At 30.1% G+C, this 14563-nt stretch carries 18 protein-coding genes; all 18 read right to left on the bottom strand.

The window, feature by feature from the left end; genetic code table 4:
- Positions 1-528, bottom strand: coding sequence for a hypothetical protein (locus tag MSU_RS00320; RefSeq protein WP_013608759.1), 528 nt, complete (start codon positions 526-528; stop codon positions 1-3).
- A gap of 5 nt (positions 529-533) precedes the next feature.
- On the bottom strand, positions 534-1163 hold the full coding sequence (locus tag MSU_RS00315) for a thymidine kinase (RefSeq protein ID WP_013609589.1): 630 nt from the start codon (positions 1161-1163) through the stop codon (positions 534-536).
- A gap of 18 nt (positions 1164-1181) precedes the next feature.
- A complete protein-coding gene (locus MSU_RS00310; protein WP_013609588.1) occupies positions 1182-2642 on the bottom strand; it encodes a GTPase in 1461 nt (486 codons plus the stop codon).
- Between the two features lie 195 nt (positions 2643-2837).
- Positions 2838-3980, bottom strand: a complete 1143-nt coding sequence (locus tag MSU_RS00305) for a hypothetical protein (protein ID WP_013609587.1) — start codon at positions 3978-3980, stop codon at positions 2838-2840.
- Positions 3981-4378: 398 nt separating this feature from the next.
- On the bottom strand, positions 4379-4969 hold the full coding sequence (locus tag MSU_RS00300) for a hypothetical protein (protein WP_013608755.1): 591 nt from the start codon (positions 4967-4969) through the stop codon (positions 4379-4381).
- A 9-nt stretch (positions 4970-4978) separates the two neighbouring features.
- Complete coding sequence (locus MSU_RS00295) at positions 4979-5560, bottom strand: hypothetical protein (RefSeq protein ID WP_237696895.1); 582 nt, start codon at positions 5558-5560, stop codon at positions 4979-4981.
- A gap of 38 nt (positions 5561-5598) precedes the next feature.
- A complete protein-coding gene (locus MSU_RS00290; RefSeq protein ID WP_013609585.1) occupies positions 5599-6189 on the bottom strand; it encodes a hypothetical protein in 591 nt (196 codons plus the stop codon).
- A 16-nt stretch (positions 6190-6205) separates the two neighbouring features.
- Positions 6206-6796 (bottom strand): hypothetical protein, encoded by a 591-nt coding sequence (locus MSU_RS00285; RefSeq protein WP_013609584.1) that lies wholly within the window; start codon positions 6794-6796, stop codon positions 6206-6208.
- Positions 6797-6801: 5 nt separating this feature from the next.
- Positions 6802-7377: a hypothetical protein gene (locus tag MSU_RS00280; RefSeq protein ID WP_013609583.1), complete on the bottom strand. Its 576-nt coding sequence runs from the start codon at positions 7375-7377 to the stop codon at positions 6802-6804.
- A 117-nt stretch (positions 7378-7494) separates the two neighbouring features.
- Positions 7495-8100, bottom strand: coding sequence for a hypothetical protein (locus MSU_RS00275; RefSeq protein ID WP_013609582.1), 606 nt, complete (start codon positions 8098-8100; stop codon positions 7495-7497).
- A gap of 12 nt (positions 8101-8112) precedes the next feature.
- Positions 8113-9063: a hypothetical protein gene (locus MSU_RS00270; RefSeq protein ID WP_013609581.1), complete on the bottom strand. Its 951-nt coding sequence runs from the start codon at positions 9061-9063 to the stop codon at positions 8113-8115.
- 77 nt (positions 9064-9140) lie between these two features.
- Complete coding sequence (locus tag MSU_RS00265; protein WP_013609580.1) at positions 9141-9899, bottom strand: hypothetical protein; 759 nt, start codon at positions 9897-9899, stop codon at positions 9141-9143.
- Between the two features lie 103 nt (positions 9900-10002).
- On the bottom strand, positions 10003-10359 hold the full coding sequence (locus MSU_RS00260; RefSeq protein WP_148221823.1) for a hypothetical protein: 357 nt from the start codon (positions 10357-10359) through the stop codon (positions 10003-10005).
- A 41-nt stretch (positions 10360-10400) separates the two neighbouring features.
- On the bottom strand, positions 10401-10955 hold the full coding sequence (locus tag MSU_RS00255; protein ID WP_043885131.1) for a hypothetical protein: 555 nt from the start codon (positions 10953-10955) through the stop codon (positions 10401-10403).
- Complete coding sequence (locus MSU_RS00250) at positions 10948-11430, bottom strand: hypothetical protein (RefSeq protein WP_013609577.1); 483 nt, start codon at positions 11428-11430, stop codon at positions 10948-10950. The genes MSU_RS00255 and MSU_RS00250 overlap by 8 nt, the downstream gene beginning before the upstream one ends.
- 267 nt (positions 11431-11697) lie before the next feature.
- Positions 11698-12528 carry a hypothetical protein gene (locus MSU_RS00245; protein ID WP_013609576.1) on the bottom strand — a complete coding sequence of 277 codons (831 nt, stop codon included), beginning with the start codon at positions 12526-12528 and terminating at the stop codon, positions 11698-11700.
- A 10-nt stretch (positions 12529-12538) separates the two neighbouring features.
- Positions 12539-13546: a hypothetical protein gene (locus tag MSU_RS00240; protein WP_013609575.1), complete on the bottom strand. Its 1008-nt coding sequence runs from the start codon at positions 13544-13546 to the stop codon at positions 12539-12541.
- Positions 13546-14484, bottom strand: coding sequence for a hypothetical protein (locus tag MSU_RS00235; protein ID WP_013609574.1), 939 nt, complete (start codon positions 14482-14484; stop codon positions 13546-13548). The genes MSU_RS00240 and MSU_RS00235 overlap by 1 nt, the downstream gene beginning before the upstream one ends.
- Positions 14485-14563 lie beyond the last annotated feature (79 nt).

The raw sequence follows: 14563 nt of genomic DNA, 5'->3' as shown, positions 1-14563 counted from the left end.
TTAATAATTAGGATGATAGAAAGACTTCTTATATCTAATATGTATTCCTATTGGCATATCAGTGAATCTTTTAAGTCTCTTAAAGATTCACTTTGAATATGTTCTAGGAACTAATTTAAGGTAAGGTCATTCTCAGAAGAGAATTTCCATTCCGAATTGTTCTATTTTTTCGGAATCAATTAAAAAATTATGAAGTATTTTGAAATGCCAGCTTCTGGCAGAACAAGAGCAAGCTAAAACATTAGCTCATCCTCCCATAGCTTCTACAAAAAGTTGATATTTTTCAACTTCTTCCATACTTGCTCTGGAAGGAAAAGCCTTCCAAGCAAGAAAAGATAACTTAGCTTTAATAATGTCACGTACATAAGTTATGTGAACTCAAACATATTTATTTCAAATACCTTTTACATAATTCTGGAATCTAAGGATTCCATTATCATAGACTATTCATCAAAAGAAGTTGAAAGCTCTTGAAATAGCTCTAAACTTAGCTGAAAATCAGCTAATGATTCCAATAAATGGATTCATTTTAATTAGGAGTTATTAGATGTTGTAGGCTCAGCCAACAACTTCTTATATATTCCTGTATGTTTTTCATAGCAAGAAAGACATAGAACTACATATTGGTCATTCCCTACCAATATGTTTTCTCTCTCAAATGTTTGAGAGGAATCTTTAAGGGCACTTCAATTAGCTGTACTGTAGCATACTTCACAAACAGAATTAAGTTTCTTTATTCTGTTTGCTAATGCCATCAAATCTCCCATTGGACCAAATGGGTTCATATTAGCATCACAATCTAATCCCGATATAACTACATTTACTCCCTTAAATAGCATTAACTTAACTACATTGATGAGCTCATGAGAAAAGAAATGAGCTTCATCAATTAAAGCTGTTAAGGGATTAGATAGTGTTTCTGGAATAAAATCCAAGATTTCACTTGGATTTAATTCATTAATTATTATTGCCAAGTTAGACTGAGAAAAATATCTAGAAGATATAGTGTTAGAGTTTCTGGAGTCTAACTTAGGCTTAAATATCTTGTAATTTATTTTTTGATAGTTAAGCCTATCAATTATGGAAAATAATTCTTTTGATTTTCCAGACTTCATAGGCCCACATATTACTGTTAGGCTTGCTGGAGTAATATGTCTAATCAAATCTAAGAGTTAATTAATTTAGGCAGAAGAGATTATTTGAACAATCTCTTCTCCCTTTAATTTGTAGTTCTTAGATCCTGTTCTAAGAACATTTAAGTTTGAATTATCTGTCATAAACTGTCTTACAAAATTCTTTGATTCTGCTATGTGAGCAGAAACAAAGAAATCAGATAATTCATTGTGAATTTGTGAAACACATTCACCTAAAGAGCTATTGTCTTTAAAGAATCAAGCTCTAATTTCTCCCCCGACTGGTTCTATATTTGGGGAGAAATTAGAAAGACTATATTTTCTTCCCTTCATATCCTCTAATTTAAAGGTATAAAAAGTTCTTAAATTAAGAACTTTATATATGGTGTCTAGAAGATTGTTTACAGAAGAATTCTTAAGAAAAACAGATTCCCTCATTTCCTTTTTTTCTTCTTCTGTAGACGCAAGACTATAAATTTCTTCAGCTTCCAAGTTAATTGAACAGAAATTGAATTTATATTTTTCTGTTCAATTAGCTAATTCACTTAATTTGGAAATAGAACTTTTACTAGATCCATAGTTACCTAGTACAACAATCTTTTTTGTACTAAGTAAACCTAATTTACATATAAAGTCTTTTTGCTCTTCTGGAAGAGACAAAAAGCTAGAAAGCATACTTATAGGAATAAACTTTCTCTCTTCTAATTCTTCCCTTATTTTGGGAAGAATACTTAATTCTTTAGAGAAAGTTTTTCTGTCCTTTACATATTTAGAAAGTAATTTAGAAATTATTTCTAAATCTGACTTAATTAGAGTTAGTAGAACTAGCTGTAATTCCAGTATTGGCTCAGAAAAGTTATAGCTAGTTCTACTATTATTTATTTCTTCCGAAATAATTTCTTCTTTCTTTTCTCTTTTCAGAGAGGAACTTCTCTCTGAAAAGAAAAGTACATCTAAATTATTAAGAGTTGATGGAGTTTGTCTTCCGACTAATCCAACATCTGAACACTTTAGAAGTTCAGAAGTTTTATCTTTAAATTCTCTGTCTATGTCTTTTAACGCTTTTTCATGCGTTAAAAGGCTATAAAGCTCTGGATGTTCATCCACAAATACATTTAGTTGGGACTCTACTGATTCATCAGTAAAAGTCCTAACTACTAGAACTATCACATCTACAGCTCGTATATGTGATAGAAACGCTGCCCCCATATCACTCTTTTTTTGATCTAGTTCCCCATCAAGGGGAACTATTCCAGCTAAATCAAGAAACTCAAAACTCTCATATTTTTTAGAGAGTCTTTCCTTATTTAGAGACTCTCTAAAAAGAAAGAGAAAAAGTTCTTCCAACTCATCTAATCTTTCATTCTTTATCTCAACTAAAGAATGAATTGGATATATAGTTGAGTATGGAAAAGAAGCTACTGTAGACTTAGCCTTTTGGCTAAGTAAGTTAAATATAGAAGATTTACCTACATTAGGTAAACCTACTAACCCTACTCTATATTTCAACTAAATAATGCTTATTGTGTTGTAACTCAGACCTTTTTAATTAATATCACAATTAAATTTTTAATTAACAAATTTAATTGTTATTTGGGAGTTTCCTCCCTTAATTAATTAATAATAAATAAGAAATAAGGGGGGATTTTATCCACCCCCTTTACTTATTTAATGTGTAGGGCTAATTATTTTTTAGATTCTTCGCTAAAAAAGTTTGAAGCCCAAAACTTTTTCAACTCTTTTCATATCGAAAAGTAATTTCGAAGCTACTTTGTGATCTAAAGTTGTTGTTACCAAAACTTTTTTGGAATTTAAAAGTTCTAAATCTCCATAACAGGCATCTGTTCTAAAGGTAGGTACAAAAAAGAACGTACAAATTCCTTCTGTTAGTCACCCTCCATCTCTTTGGTGATTAATGCTTCTTTGAACTTCTATAGCTGTTTTTTGCAATAACTTACCTTCTTCTTCAGTCATTAAGTAAGAAAGTAAATTTCTATTATTAAAGGTTTTGTCATAAATATTTTTGGCTCTAGTCTCTAAATTCTTTTCTTCTCAATTAATGTAATCTAGTGCTTCAAGAACTTTTTCGCTCTCCACCTTAATTTCCTCAATATCTTGTCTATTAAAGTTTTCATTTTTTTCTGAAACTTTTTGAATTAATTCTTTTTTTGCTTTTACTAAAGAAAAGAATTCTTTGTAGAATTCTTTTAAGCTTTTCTTTTCTTCAACGGTCAAAGGATCTATATTTTCAGTATTTAACTTTTGCAAAATATCTTGAAAATTTCCTGTTTGAATTGTTTTGAAAACTTCAAAATTCTTAGATCATTTATCTACCTTCGAGGAAGCTTTTCGAAAATTTTCTTTATGATCTTTTAATTTTTTTAAAGATTCTTGAATTTTTTGTTTCATTTCTTCAGCAACTCCGGATGTTCCAGATGTCTTTCCAATTTCTTGATAAAAATCTCCCAAAAAATCAAGAACTCCTTTATTCTTCCCTAATTCCAAGGACCCTTCTTCCATTAAATTCAAAGTTTCTTCTCGATGAGAAGATATTTGAGAACTTAAATTATCTGAATTAATTTCCAAATTAAATGTTTGATTTCTCGAATTATGTGAATTTCTAATACTTTCTTCTGTTAGGTTTATATTGTTTTTCTGATCTGTTCTTCCGGTAAATAAACCGGAAGTATTACTACTTCCAGAAGATCACCTATCTACTAATGATTCACTCGTTTGCGAAGAATAAGAAAATATTCTTCCAATAGGACCAGAAGCTTTTGTGGTTGCCACAGCAGTTCCTCCCGCCCCAACAGTGAGAGCAGAAATAACAGCAATCTTTCCTTTCATTAGTTATTGCTAACATAGACAAGATTTACTTGTCTATTTAAGTTGTTCTTGGTATTCAAAAATACCTTCTTTTTCTCCAAAAATTAAATAAATAATTTGTTGAGGGAAATTGAATATTAATAATTGACTAAAAAATTTGTTCTAGAAATTTATTTTTTGAGCCAATAAATTTGGCTTTTCTGAGAGGAAAAAGGAGGGATAAAAATATCCCTTTTTATATGTGTTTTTGTTCCTTAAATTACATATTGTTTAATTAGTTAAGGAAAGATTTAAATAAATTTTTTAATTCCTTAAAAAGGGACTAAAAAGTCCCTTTTCTAGAAAAAGTTAGTAGTTAATTTTTTGTGTTAAATTACAAAAATTTTTTAGTAAATTTTGTGAAAAAAATTATTTATTTTTTAACTTTCTAAAGCTTGAGTTAAAGGCTTTACTTCTTCAAAACACTTAACTTCTACTTTTAAGTTTCCAACTGGATTTATTAATTTCTTTTCACATTGAAAAGAAATTGTTTCATCTACAGAATTTCTAGAGGAAAGTTTTTTACTTTCCTGATCTGTATTGGTTTTAAATCCTTTACTTCCTTCAGTGTCAAGTCATTCGCCTAAGGCTTTATTGACTTGACTAGCATCAACTAACTTAACTCATATTGATTTTTTATTTTTTTCTAAACCATTAGTATCTCACCCTTCACAACTATTGTTTTGAAATTTTTTATGTTCTTCTTTATCTGCCTCCTTAACTACTGTCTCACATTCATTATTTCCATAATCCGATCTCAAAGATTCATAAATTAAAGTTACTTGTCCCGATTTCATGTTTTCTTTAAGGTCTTCTGAATCTTTGCCGTCTAAAACAGTTGCTGCTTTAACTGTTTTTAGAGGATTCATAGTAGTAAACAATGAATCCGAAAAAGAATAAGCTGCTAGGCCTCCACCACTAGCTGCTCCCAATCCAAAAATTGGTAAAAGCACTTTAGCTGCTTTTATCATTCTGATCTCTTAAGTTGTTGGTCCAGAAACATTATTTGAACTTTCTATACATTTAATTTCTACTTTCTGTTTTCCTGTTAAAGATGACTCCATTGAACTTTTCTTACATTCAAAAGTAATGGAGTCATCATCAGAATTTCCAGAAATTAACTTCTTGTCTTCAGCTTCAGTATTGTTTTTGAATTGTGATTCCCCACTATTAATTCGGAATCACTGTCCTAAAGTGTTATTAATTTGTTCAGGATCTAAATATTTGACTCATATAACTCTTTTATTGTTATTTCCCAATTCACTTAAATTTCATCCTTCACATTTACTATCTTGAAAATTTTTAGGTTCTGATTCTTGACCCTCTCTAACTCTTTTAATGCAGTCTTTTGTTTCACCATCTATTTGTAAGAATTCATAAATTAATGTACTCGTTCCAGAACTTATTCTTCCTTTCAAATCTTGTAAGTCATTTGAATCCAAAGTAGTGGAGCTACCAATTCCTTTTAGTTTTCTATTTTCAGGAAATAAGGTATCAGAAAAAGAATAGGCAGCAAAGCTACCTCCTCCAAAAGTTCCTAATCCTAGAATTGGTAAAAGCACTTTAACAGCTTTTACCACTTTATTGGCTAAAAACTAACTTATTCTGTTTTGGAATTCTGTAATTCCAAAATACACTTAACTTCAACTGTCAAATTTCCCTCAGAACTTATTGGACTTTTATCACAACTAAAAGTAATTGTTTCATCTCCAGATTCTTTAGCTTTTAATTGTTTATTTTCTGAATCTTTATTTTGCTGAAATCCTTTATTTCCATCAGTTTCAAATCATTGTCCCAATACACTATTTGTTTGATTTGGGTCAACCAATTTGACCCAAATAATTTTTTTATTCTCTAAATTTTCTCCCAGCTTACTTAAATCTCAACCTACACAATCTTTATCTTGAAAATCTTGTGATTTATCTTCTTCCCCCTTAATTCTCTTTATGCACTCTTTATCAGTTCCATCTTTCTTTAGTAATTCATAAATTAGAGTACTTTGACCTTTTTGTATTCTTTCAGTTAAATCCTTAAGATTCTCTGAATCTAAAGTGGTTGCCTGACTAATTTCTCTTGATTTTTGTCCAAAAGTAAGAAAAGAATCTGAAAAAGAATATGCAACATAACTTCCACCACTACCTATTGTTCCTATTCCTAAAAGTGATAAAAGAACTTTAGTAGTTCTTATCACTTTTATTCTTTAAGGGCTAACCTGTTGATTCTTGTTGATTATCTGAAATCAGCAAACACTTAACTTCTACTTTTCCTTTTTGATTTTCTTGATCCATAGGATTTTTATCGCAAGTAAATGTAAAGTCTACTCCTTCTCCTTTTGCTTTTAATTTTTTGCCCTCTTCTCTTGAAATATTTTGTTCAAATCCATTTCCTCCTTCAACAATCAATCAACTTCCAAGAATATTATTCAGATCTTCAGGACTAGATCTAACTATTATTATTCGTTGATTTTCATTTAAGTTTTCTTGACCTCAATGAGAACAATCACTAGTCTTGAAACTTTGAGATTCAGATTGATCCTTTAACTTAATTTTTTGAAGACATTCAGTTTCTCCATCTATTTTTAAATACTCATAAATCAAAATATTTTCTCCCTTTTCTAAACCTTCCTTAAAACTCTTTAAATCTTCAGAATCTGCAGGTCTAGAAGGTTCATGAAGTATTCCAAATTGTTTGGAAAAAGGAAATATTGAGTTTGAATGAGAATAAGCTAAGTAACCACCACTACTACCAAAAGTTCCTATCCCTAAAAGGGATAGAAGAACTTTAGTAATTTTTAACACTTACTTTATTTCTGGTCTGGAACTAAACTAAAGGTTCTCTTTTCAATGCAATGAACTTCCACTTTGTTGCTTTTTCCTCTCTTATTTATTGGCTTTTTATTGCAATCAAAGCTAAAGTCATCTTCATTTCCTTTAGCTTTGAAGTTTTTATTTTGCTCTTCTGAAAGATCATTTTTAAAACCATCATTTATTTCCATTCACTTTCCTAATATTTGATTTATATCTTTCGGCTCAACTCTTAGCACTATTTCTTTTTTATTAATTTCTTTGTTTTTTGCATCTCAACGAGAACAATCAGTTAATTTAAATTCTTCTGCTTCTTGACCATTTTGTAATCTAACTTTTTGATAACACTCTTTATCTCCATCAATTCATAAGTATTCATAAACTAGCAAATCTTCTTCACTTATTCCTTGACTCTTATAAAAATCCACAAGATCATTTGGATTAATCACTTTATCTGGTTGTTTAAATATTTCTTTCTTTCCGAAAAAAGGAAATACTGAATCTGAATAAGAATGGGCTAAGAGGCCTCCTCCACTGACCACTGTTCCCAGTCCGAATAGTGAAAATTTCAGCAATTTAACTAATTAAATTACCTATTTATAAACAAAATTCTTAAAAAAGACCTCACAATTTCTTCTTGGTCTAAGAAGAAATTATAAAAAGGTCTAAAGTGAACTACTTAAATGTGTTAATTAATTTCAATTTTTTAAGCATGATATTTCTAGTCAATCTTCAGAAATTTTCTCATTGTTTACATTACAAGCTTGTTTAAAAACTTGTAATTTTTCCTCAGGAGTAGAAAGTTTTTCTTTAGTTTTTACAAATCCAACCTCAAACAACAAATTTTGTCAATTCGTTTCAACTAAATCTTTAATTGCTTTAGCTTTACCTCTAGCTCAAAAACCACTTTCTAAGTGGTTCATGTCCTTTTCTTTAGTTCATTTTTCTTCAATTTGTTCGCAAAGATCTTCTAAATCTTTTTCTTTAGCTATATTAGGTATTTTCTTTTCTGAATCACTTTCTTTTATTGAAAAACAATTTCTTTGAATTTTTGCTTCTCTAGAGAATTTGAATTTTCAAATTCCTTCTAAATAAATATTCTTTTGAGTATTGAAATCTTGTTTTCCGGAATTATTATTTCCTAAAACATTTGTTCTTACATTTTCAGAAGGAACAATAGTTCCTTCATTTTTATTGAGTTTCTCTTTATTTGTTAGTCCAAATAATCCGTAATAACTACCTCCAGCAACAATAGATCCTAAAGCTAAAGAAGAAAGAAAAACTTTAGAAAATCACATAACTTAATTAAATTATTGATTTATTGAATTAATCAGACAAGATAATTCAATTCAATTTTGTTCTTGAAGAATTCTCGTTGAACAAGTAGTGGTTTCCTTAAATAATTCTCCTAAATTATCAGAAATATTTTCTGGTAATGTTTTTTCTTTTTCTGCAAAACCAGAGATTTTGAATAAATCTCTGTCTCCTCAGTTTTCTTTAATTAGCTCTTTAACTAATTGATTTTCTCCTCTAACTCAAAAACCTTCTATTTTGTCATCTATTCTTTTCTCATCCGATCATTGAGAAGTTACAGCATCATAATCATCACAAGATTTACCTGTTTCTTCTTCCTCTTCTTGCTTCTCAATAATATTGGGAATCTTTTTAGATTCCCCTTTCTTTAATAAAGTGCAACTTCTATTTTCTTCTGAAGATCCTCCTCCAGTCTTAAAAATTCAAAGGGTTTCTAAAACTATTCCTTCCCTTAATCTTTCTTCATCGTATCTTTTATTTTTAGATTCTTCAGATTCACTTATATCTTCTGAATCTGAAGAATAATTTTTTAGTTGTAAGTCTTCCCCTTTATCACTTTCCTCCCGAACTTCTGAAGAAATTAGAAATTGCTGTTGGCTTTCTTTTCTCCCTGAATCTACAGATTTTTTGGAAGAATCAGAACTAACTTGATTTGCAGGATCATTATTACTTTCAGGTTTTTCATCAAGATCTTCTTTTTCAAGATCTTCTAAATCCGTGTCATCTTTATCTCCTAAAGAAGGAATTTCTGGAGGAGGTGGAGGTAAAGTAGGAGGAACTTTTTCTCCAGAATTTCCATCATTATCCCCTTCAACAACTAATAAATTGTTGTTATTGGTTTCTCCAAGAACATTACTAGCAAATACAGAACCCGCAATTGCTCCACTCCCTAATACTCCAATAATTATGGAATAAAAAACTTTACTAGATAAACCTAGTAAAGCCATAAACTAACTAATAAATTTCACTAGATTTTAAAAAGTTTTAGTTAATTGCAGCCTTACAGGCTGCTACCTCTATTTAATTAAGGGGAAGAATCTTTTTTAACACACTTAATTTCTAGTCAACTCCCTCCTTCTCTTTCTTTAATAATTTCACAAGTAACTGGACTAGGAGATGAAGGTTTTCACTCCTTATCTACATCTCTAAGGAGTGAATATCCTGTCAATAAATCTTGATTCTTTTCAAATAAATATTCAATATGGTACACTTGACCTCTAATTCATACTCCTTCTTGATCATTGTTATCCACTAAATTAATAGCTCAATATGTTTGAGCTTGTACTACTCCACATGAGTATTGTTCATCATAACTATCTGCTTCTCATTGAAGAATTGGAGCTACTTTTTCAAACTGTTTGTTGTGAATAGTATCAGTTAACAAAGTGCAGTGTCTACTTCACTTTGTTCTTCCTGGTTTTTTTCTAAATCAAACAGTTTCCAAAATAATTCCAAATCTTTCTATATCTTCTTCATAGTATTGTTCATTCTCAATCATTTGTTCTACAGTTCAATTTTTTGAAGGATCTTTTTTCTTGTCAATTCTTCTTATAAAAGTTTCTACATCTGGATGAATTGATTTTTCTTGTTGTTTCTTGTTATTTTCTTTCTTTTCGAGAATAATGGTTTTCGGAAAAGTAGTTCTTATAGTGGCTTCAGAACTACTTTCCTTTCTTGCTTGAGTTTTAGGTTGTTGTCTATTGTTGTTTCCCATTCCTGCTATAGCTCCAGCACTCATAAAAGTGTTAATAGCTACATTAGCTAGACTACTAAAGAAAGACATTAACTAACTTACTTTAGACCTACTAACTTTTATTAGTTAGGTTTAAAAGTATAGTTTTTAATTCTTTTCCCCTTATAAGGGGAAAAAATTTCTTATTTATTAACTAAAGTCCTGTATCTCCTTCCCTTCAGTTGTCCTCTTGCAAGCTGGCAAGACGACTTGATCTTAAAGAATCATTTTTTAAATCTACTTCTTTAACCTGAGTTTCTACTTTGTCTTGAATTTCCTTTCTTTCTCCTTCTTCTTTTGTCTGAGCTCTATCTCCTGTTGAAGGGCCGGAATTAAAGGAGTTAACTCCTTCTTCACTATTCTGTTGTTCAGGAAAAGAATGATCAGTTGAAATTGATGAACTTCCACTGCCCTTATCTCCTGAATCTACAACATTTTTATTTGGGAGTAATCCTTCTTGAGTTAATTTCATAAATCCATAACCGCCACCGGCAACCGAACCCAGTAACACTACGGAAAGCAAGGATTTAGTTAAAGTAGTTCAAATCATTTCTAACTTCTTCTATTCGAAGAAGTATATGAATTTCTTAATTTGTTCCTTTCCTGTTTTGCATTGATGTGTTCCTGACTAATTAAACATTCAATTTCTAATCAACTGTCTACTTCTTTATTTGTCTTTTCAACTATTTTGCAAATCTCTTTATTCAATAATTCTTCAATTTCAATTGAAGAAAAGGAATATTCCTTTTTCCCCTTATTTATGATGTCTGATCCTGAAAAATTGTCTCAATTTTTCTTAAATAATTCTCTAACCTTACTATTTTCACCTCTAACCCATAACCCCTCAACATTTTCATTTATTTCTTTGTCATAAGACCAATAAGAAACTATTCCTTCTTGATCATCACAATCTTCCGCATCTTCTGACATTTCATAAATATCAGGAATCTCTTTTCCTGATTTTTTATTTGTCAAAGAAAAACAAGCTTTTTCTGCAAATCCATCTGTCTTATTTACTCATACAACCTCTAAAGAAATATTTCTATTTTTTATTTCTTCTTCATATTGTTTTTTCTTTTGTTCCATTTCTTTTTGTTTTTTAAGCAATAAAATTTCAGTCTTCTCTTCTTCCGGAGAATTTTTTTTGTTCAGAAAAGTCTCCTCTCGAATTTTCTTCTAAATCCATTTCAGTAGGAAGATTTTCTTGATCTTTGACTTCTAAAGTTATCCCATCTATCTCAATAGGATCATCTTTCTCAGAATTCTTGTCATTCATATCTAATTGATTAGAAGATGATGATTCCGAAAAAGGATATTTCTCTTGACCTTTAGGTGGGATCTCCTCCAAAGAAATTATTTCGGTATCAAAAGTATCCTTATTCTCTCCTTCGGGAAAAACAACATGATTGGGTTCAGAAGGATGATGTTGTTTTTGTTCTTTCTGGAACAAATGATCTTTATTTTCGCGAGAATCCTTAACTTCATCATTCCCATTATTCACTAATTGAACTACTCCTGTTATGGTGCCCCCTCCAAGGGCACCAATAAATAAAGTAGAGAAGATCTTACCTAATAATTTCATGGGTATTTCCTAATAATTCTACTTACTAAATTAATAGTGAATTTTTACAAAAAGTAATAAATATTTCCCAGCCCTTACTGGGCTTTTTTAAAAGAAATTTCTACTAAGATTGAAAATTTTTTATTCTCCTAGAAAGGCAACCAAATTCAAATCATTCCCCTTTTTGTTCTTCTATTTGGCAAATTTCCAAATCTAAATGATCAGAGAATGAACTAACAGAAAATGAATTGGGTTTACTCAATTCTTTCTTAACAAATTTAGAAGGTTTTAAGAGAGAATCTCAATTAGATTCAAAAAAAACTTAACAATACTTTCATTCTTTCCTCTAACTCATAAACCTTCTTCATTTTCTTCATTATTAATTTCTTTATTTTCTGCCCATTCAGTTACAGCTGTTCCTGAATCGCAATATTTAGAACTTTCATCTGAGTCTGTCGCATTAGAAACATCAATATCTTTTTCTAATAAATCATTGTCTTTGTATAAAAGACAATGTTTATCTGGAGAATTTTTAAATCCTCCATCTCTATTTATTAGTACAACTTCCAAAGAAATCTGCTTTTCTTCTCTTTCTTTTCTATATTTCTTCTTTAGTTCCTCTAACTCTTTTTTCTTCCTTTCTAATTCTTCAACTTCTTTTCTTTGTTTTTCTTCTTCTGAAATTTCTACTTGTTGATTCTCTAAATTATCGGGAATTCCTAGATCTTCTGATGCATAATTTTCAGATTCTGCTGATGGTTTTTCTTTATAGCTAGTACTTTTTTCTTGTTTAAGTTCTGAAGTAGTTTTAACTTTTGTAGTTTCATTTTCTGAATCCATTTGAGTAGATTCAAATCCAGAACCTTCAATTTCTGTTTTTTGTTTATCCATTAAATCTAATTTTTGGGCTTGAGAGCCCTCATTTTGAGAACTTTCTTCACCAATTATTTTTGGCGAAAAAGAATCTTTTGAATTTATATCTTGTAAATTTTGAGACTCAACATTTTGCTCAAAACCTTTACTTGTAGCTATTACTGCTCCAGTAATAGCTCCTGAACTAATAGCACTAACTACTAAACCTGAAATTATTTTTGAAAATAAACTACCTAGAACAGCCACTATTAACTAATTATTTAGACAAACAAGTTAATTCAATTCATTTTTGTTGTTCTAGTTCTTTATGAGTTATTTTGCAAAAATGTCCTTCTGACTCTAATTTCTTCATTCTTTCTTCTTCAGTAGATGGTTTTTCTTTTTCTCTCTCGACAAAACCAGTACCTTTTAATAAATCATTTCAATTGGAATCAATAAATGATTTAAATTCTGTTTCTTCTCCTCTAACTCATAAAGCTTGATTATTTTCTCCCAATATATAAACATCTCTATTTTCTGTTCAAGAAGTTTCTTCATCTCTACAATCTTCACTTCCAACAAATTCACCCTTCTCAGATTCATCTCCATCTATTAATTCCATTAATTCAGGAATTCTCTTGTTATCTCCTTTTTTAAGGAGAATGCACATTTTCTCCTTACTACTTCCACTTTGATAAATCCAAACAGCCTCTAATCTAACTTCTTTATCCCTAAATTCCTTATCTTCTTTAGCTATTTCTTCTTCCTTTTGTTTTCTTAGTTCTTTTTCATTTTCTGAACTAGAACTAAGTTCTTGTGGGGAGGGTTGATTGTTATTCTCTTGAACTGATTTATGTTGAAATTCACTTTCATTCCCTAAACTTAAATCCTCTTTTTCCTCTTTAACTTCTTCTTTTCCCTGAGCTTCTAAATTAGTTTCTGGATTATTATGCTCTTCATTTAATTCGGGTGTTTGTGGTTGAATATTTTCTTTATCAGTTCGTCCTGAGGTCAAAGGTTCTTTAGATAAATTTGTCTCTAAATCTTTCCCTAAGTGCTGATCTTCTTCGAAATTTTGTCCTTTAAGTTTTTCTAAACCTTCAGAAGGAGTATTGTCTTCTTGAGATTTTCTGACGTCTCCTAAATCAGGGTTTGCACTTTCATCACTACTAATTACTTCTTTATTTCTAGTAGCTATTACTGCTCCAGTAATAGCTCCTGATCCTGCAACTCCTAACACTAAAGTAGAAAGTATTTTGGGAGAAAAACTACTTAAAAAAGCCATTACCTAAAGGTTTTGGAATTCTTATATTCTTTGAGAATACAAGTTAATTCCATTCAATCTTGATGTTCACTTCAAGATTGATAATCTATTTTGCAAGAATTATTTTCCAAATCTATTTCTACTAATCTCTGTTCATCAGTTTCTGGTTTCTTTTTTTCTTTATCTACATAACCAGAGGATTTGATTGAATCCTCTCAATTCTTTTCTATAAATTTCTTCACTTCTTTACCTTCACCTCTAACTCAAATAGCTTCTTTATTTTCTCCTAAATCGGAAATATGTCTATTTTCCGATCAAACTGTTTGTTTTTCGCATTCATCATCATTATCACTTTCTAATAAATCCATAAGAATTGTTGTATCTTTTCCATCATCTTTAGATAAAAATTCACAAACTCTATATTTACTATTACTTTCTCCATAAATTCAAACTGTTTCCAATCTAACTCCTAATTGATCAATTTCTTCTCTTTCTCTTTGTTTTTTAGAATCTTCACTTTCTTTTTCAGGTTCGGGATCATCAGATAATTGATATTCTCCCTTTAAATCTTCTTGAGGTTCATTATTAATTTTTGTTGGCTCCAGAACATCATGCTTTACTTCCTCTTGTTCAACAATATTTTGTTGAACAATGTCAGAATCTTCATTCTTTGATTCTTCTATATTTATTTCTTTTGCGCTAGGATCTGATCTTTCTAAAGATTGATCTTCTTGTTGTTCTCCCGAGATCTCTAGTTTTTCTTCATCTCTTTCTTCTTCGCTAGAATCTCCTTTATTTCCCTTTCCTTCACTTTTAGGTTCTTGAATAACTTCTTCAACATTATTAATTACTTCTTTATTTCTAGTAGCTATTACTGCTCCAGTAATAGCTCCTGAACTAACAACACCCACTACTAAAGTTGACAATATTTTTGAAGATAGACTGCCAAGAAAGGGCATTATTAACTACTACTAAATTGGCTCATTAGATTTTATTGGTGTGTTTTTTTACTTAAATACAGCCCTCTCTAGGGCTGTT

The organism is Mycoplasma suis str. Illinois, from assembly GCF_000179035.2.
GTDB lineage: Bacteria > Bacillota_I > Bacilli_A > Mycoplasmatales > Mycoplasmoidaceae > Eperythrozoon_A > Eperythrozoon_A suis.
The sequence above is the reverse complement of the archived record's forward strand: the minus strand, read 5'-3'. Positions and strand labels throughout refer to the sequence as shown.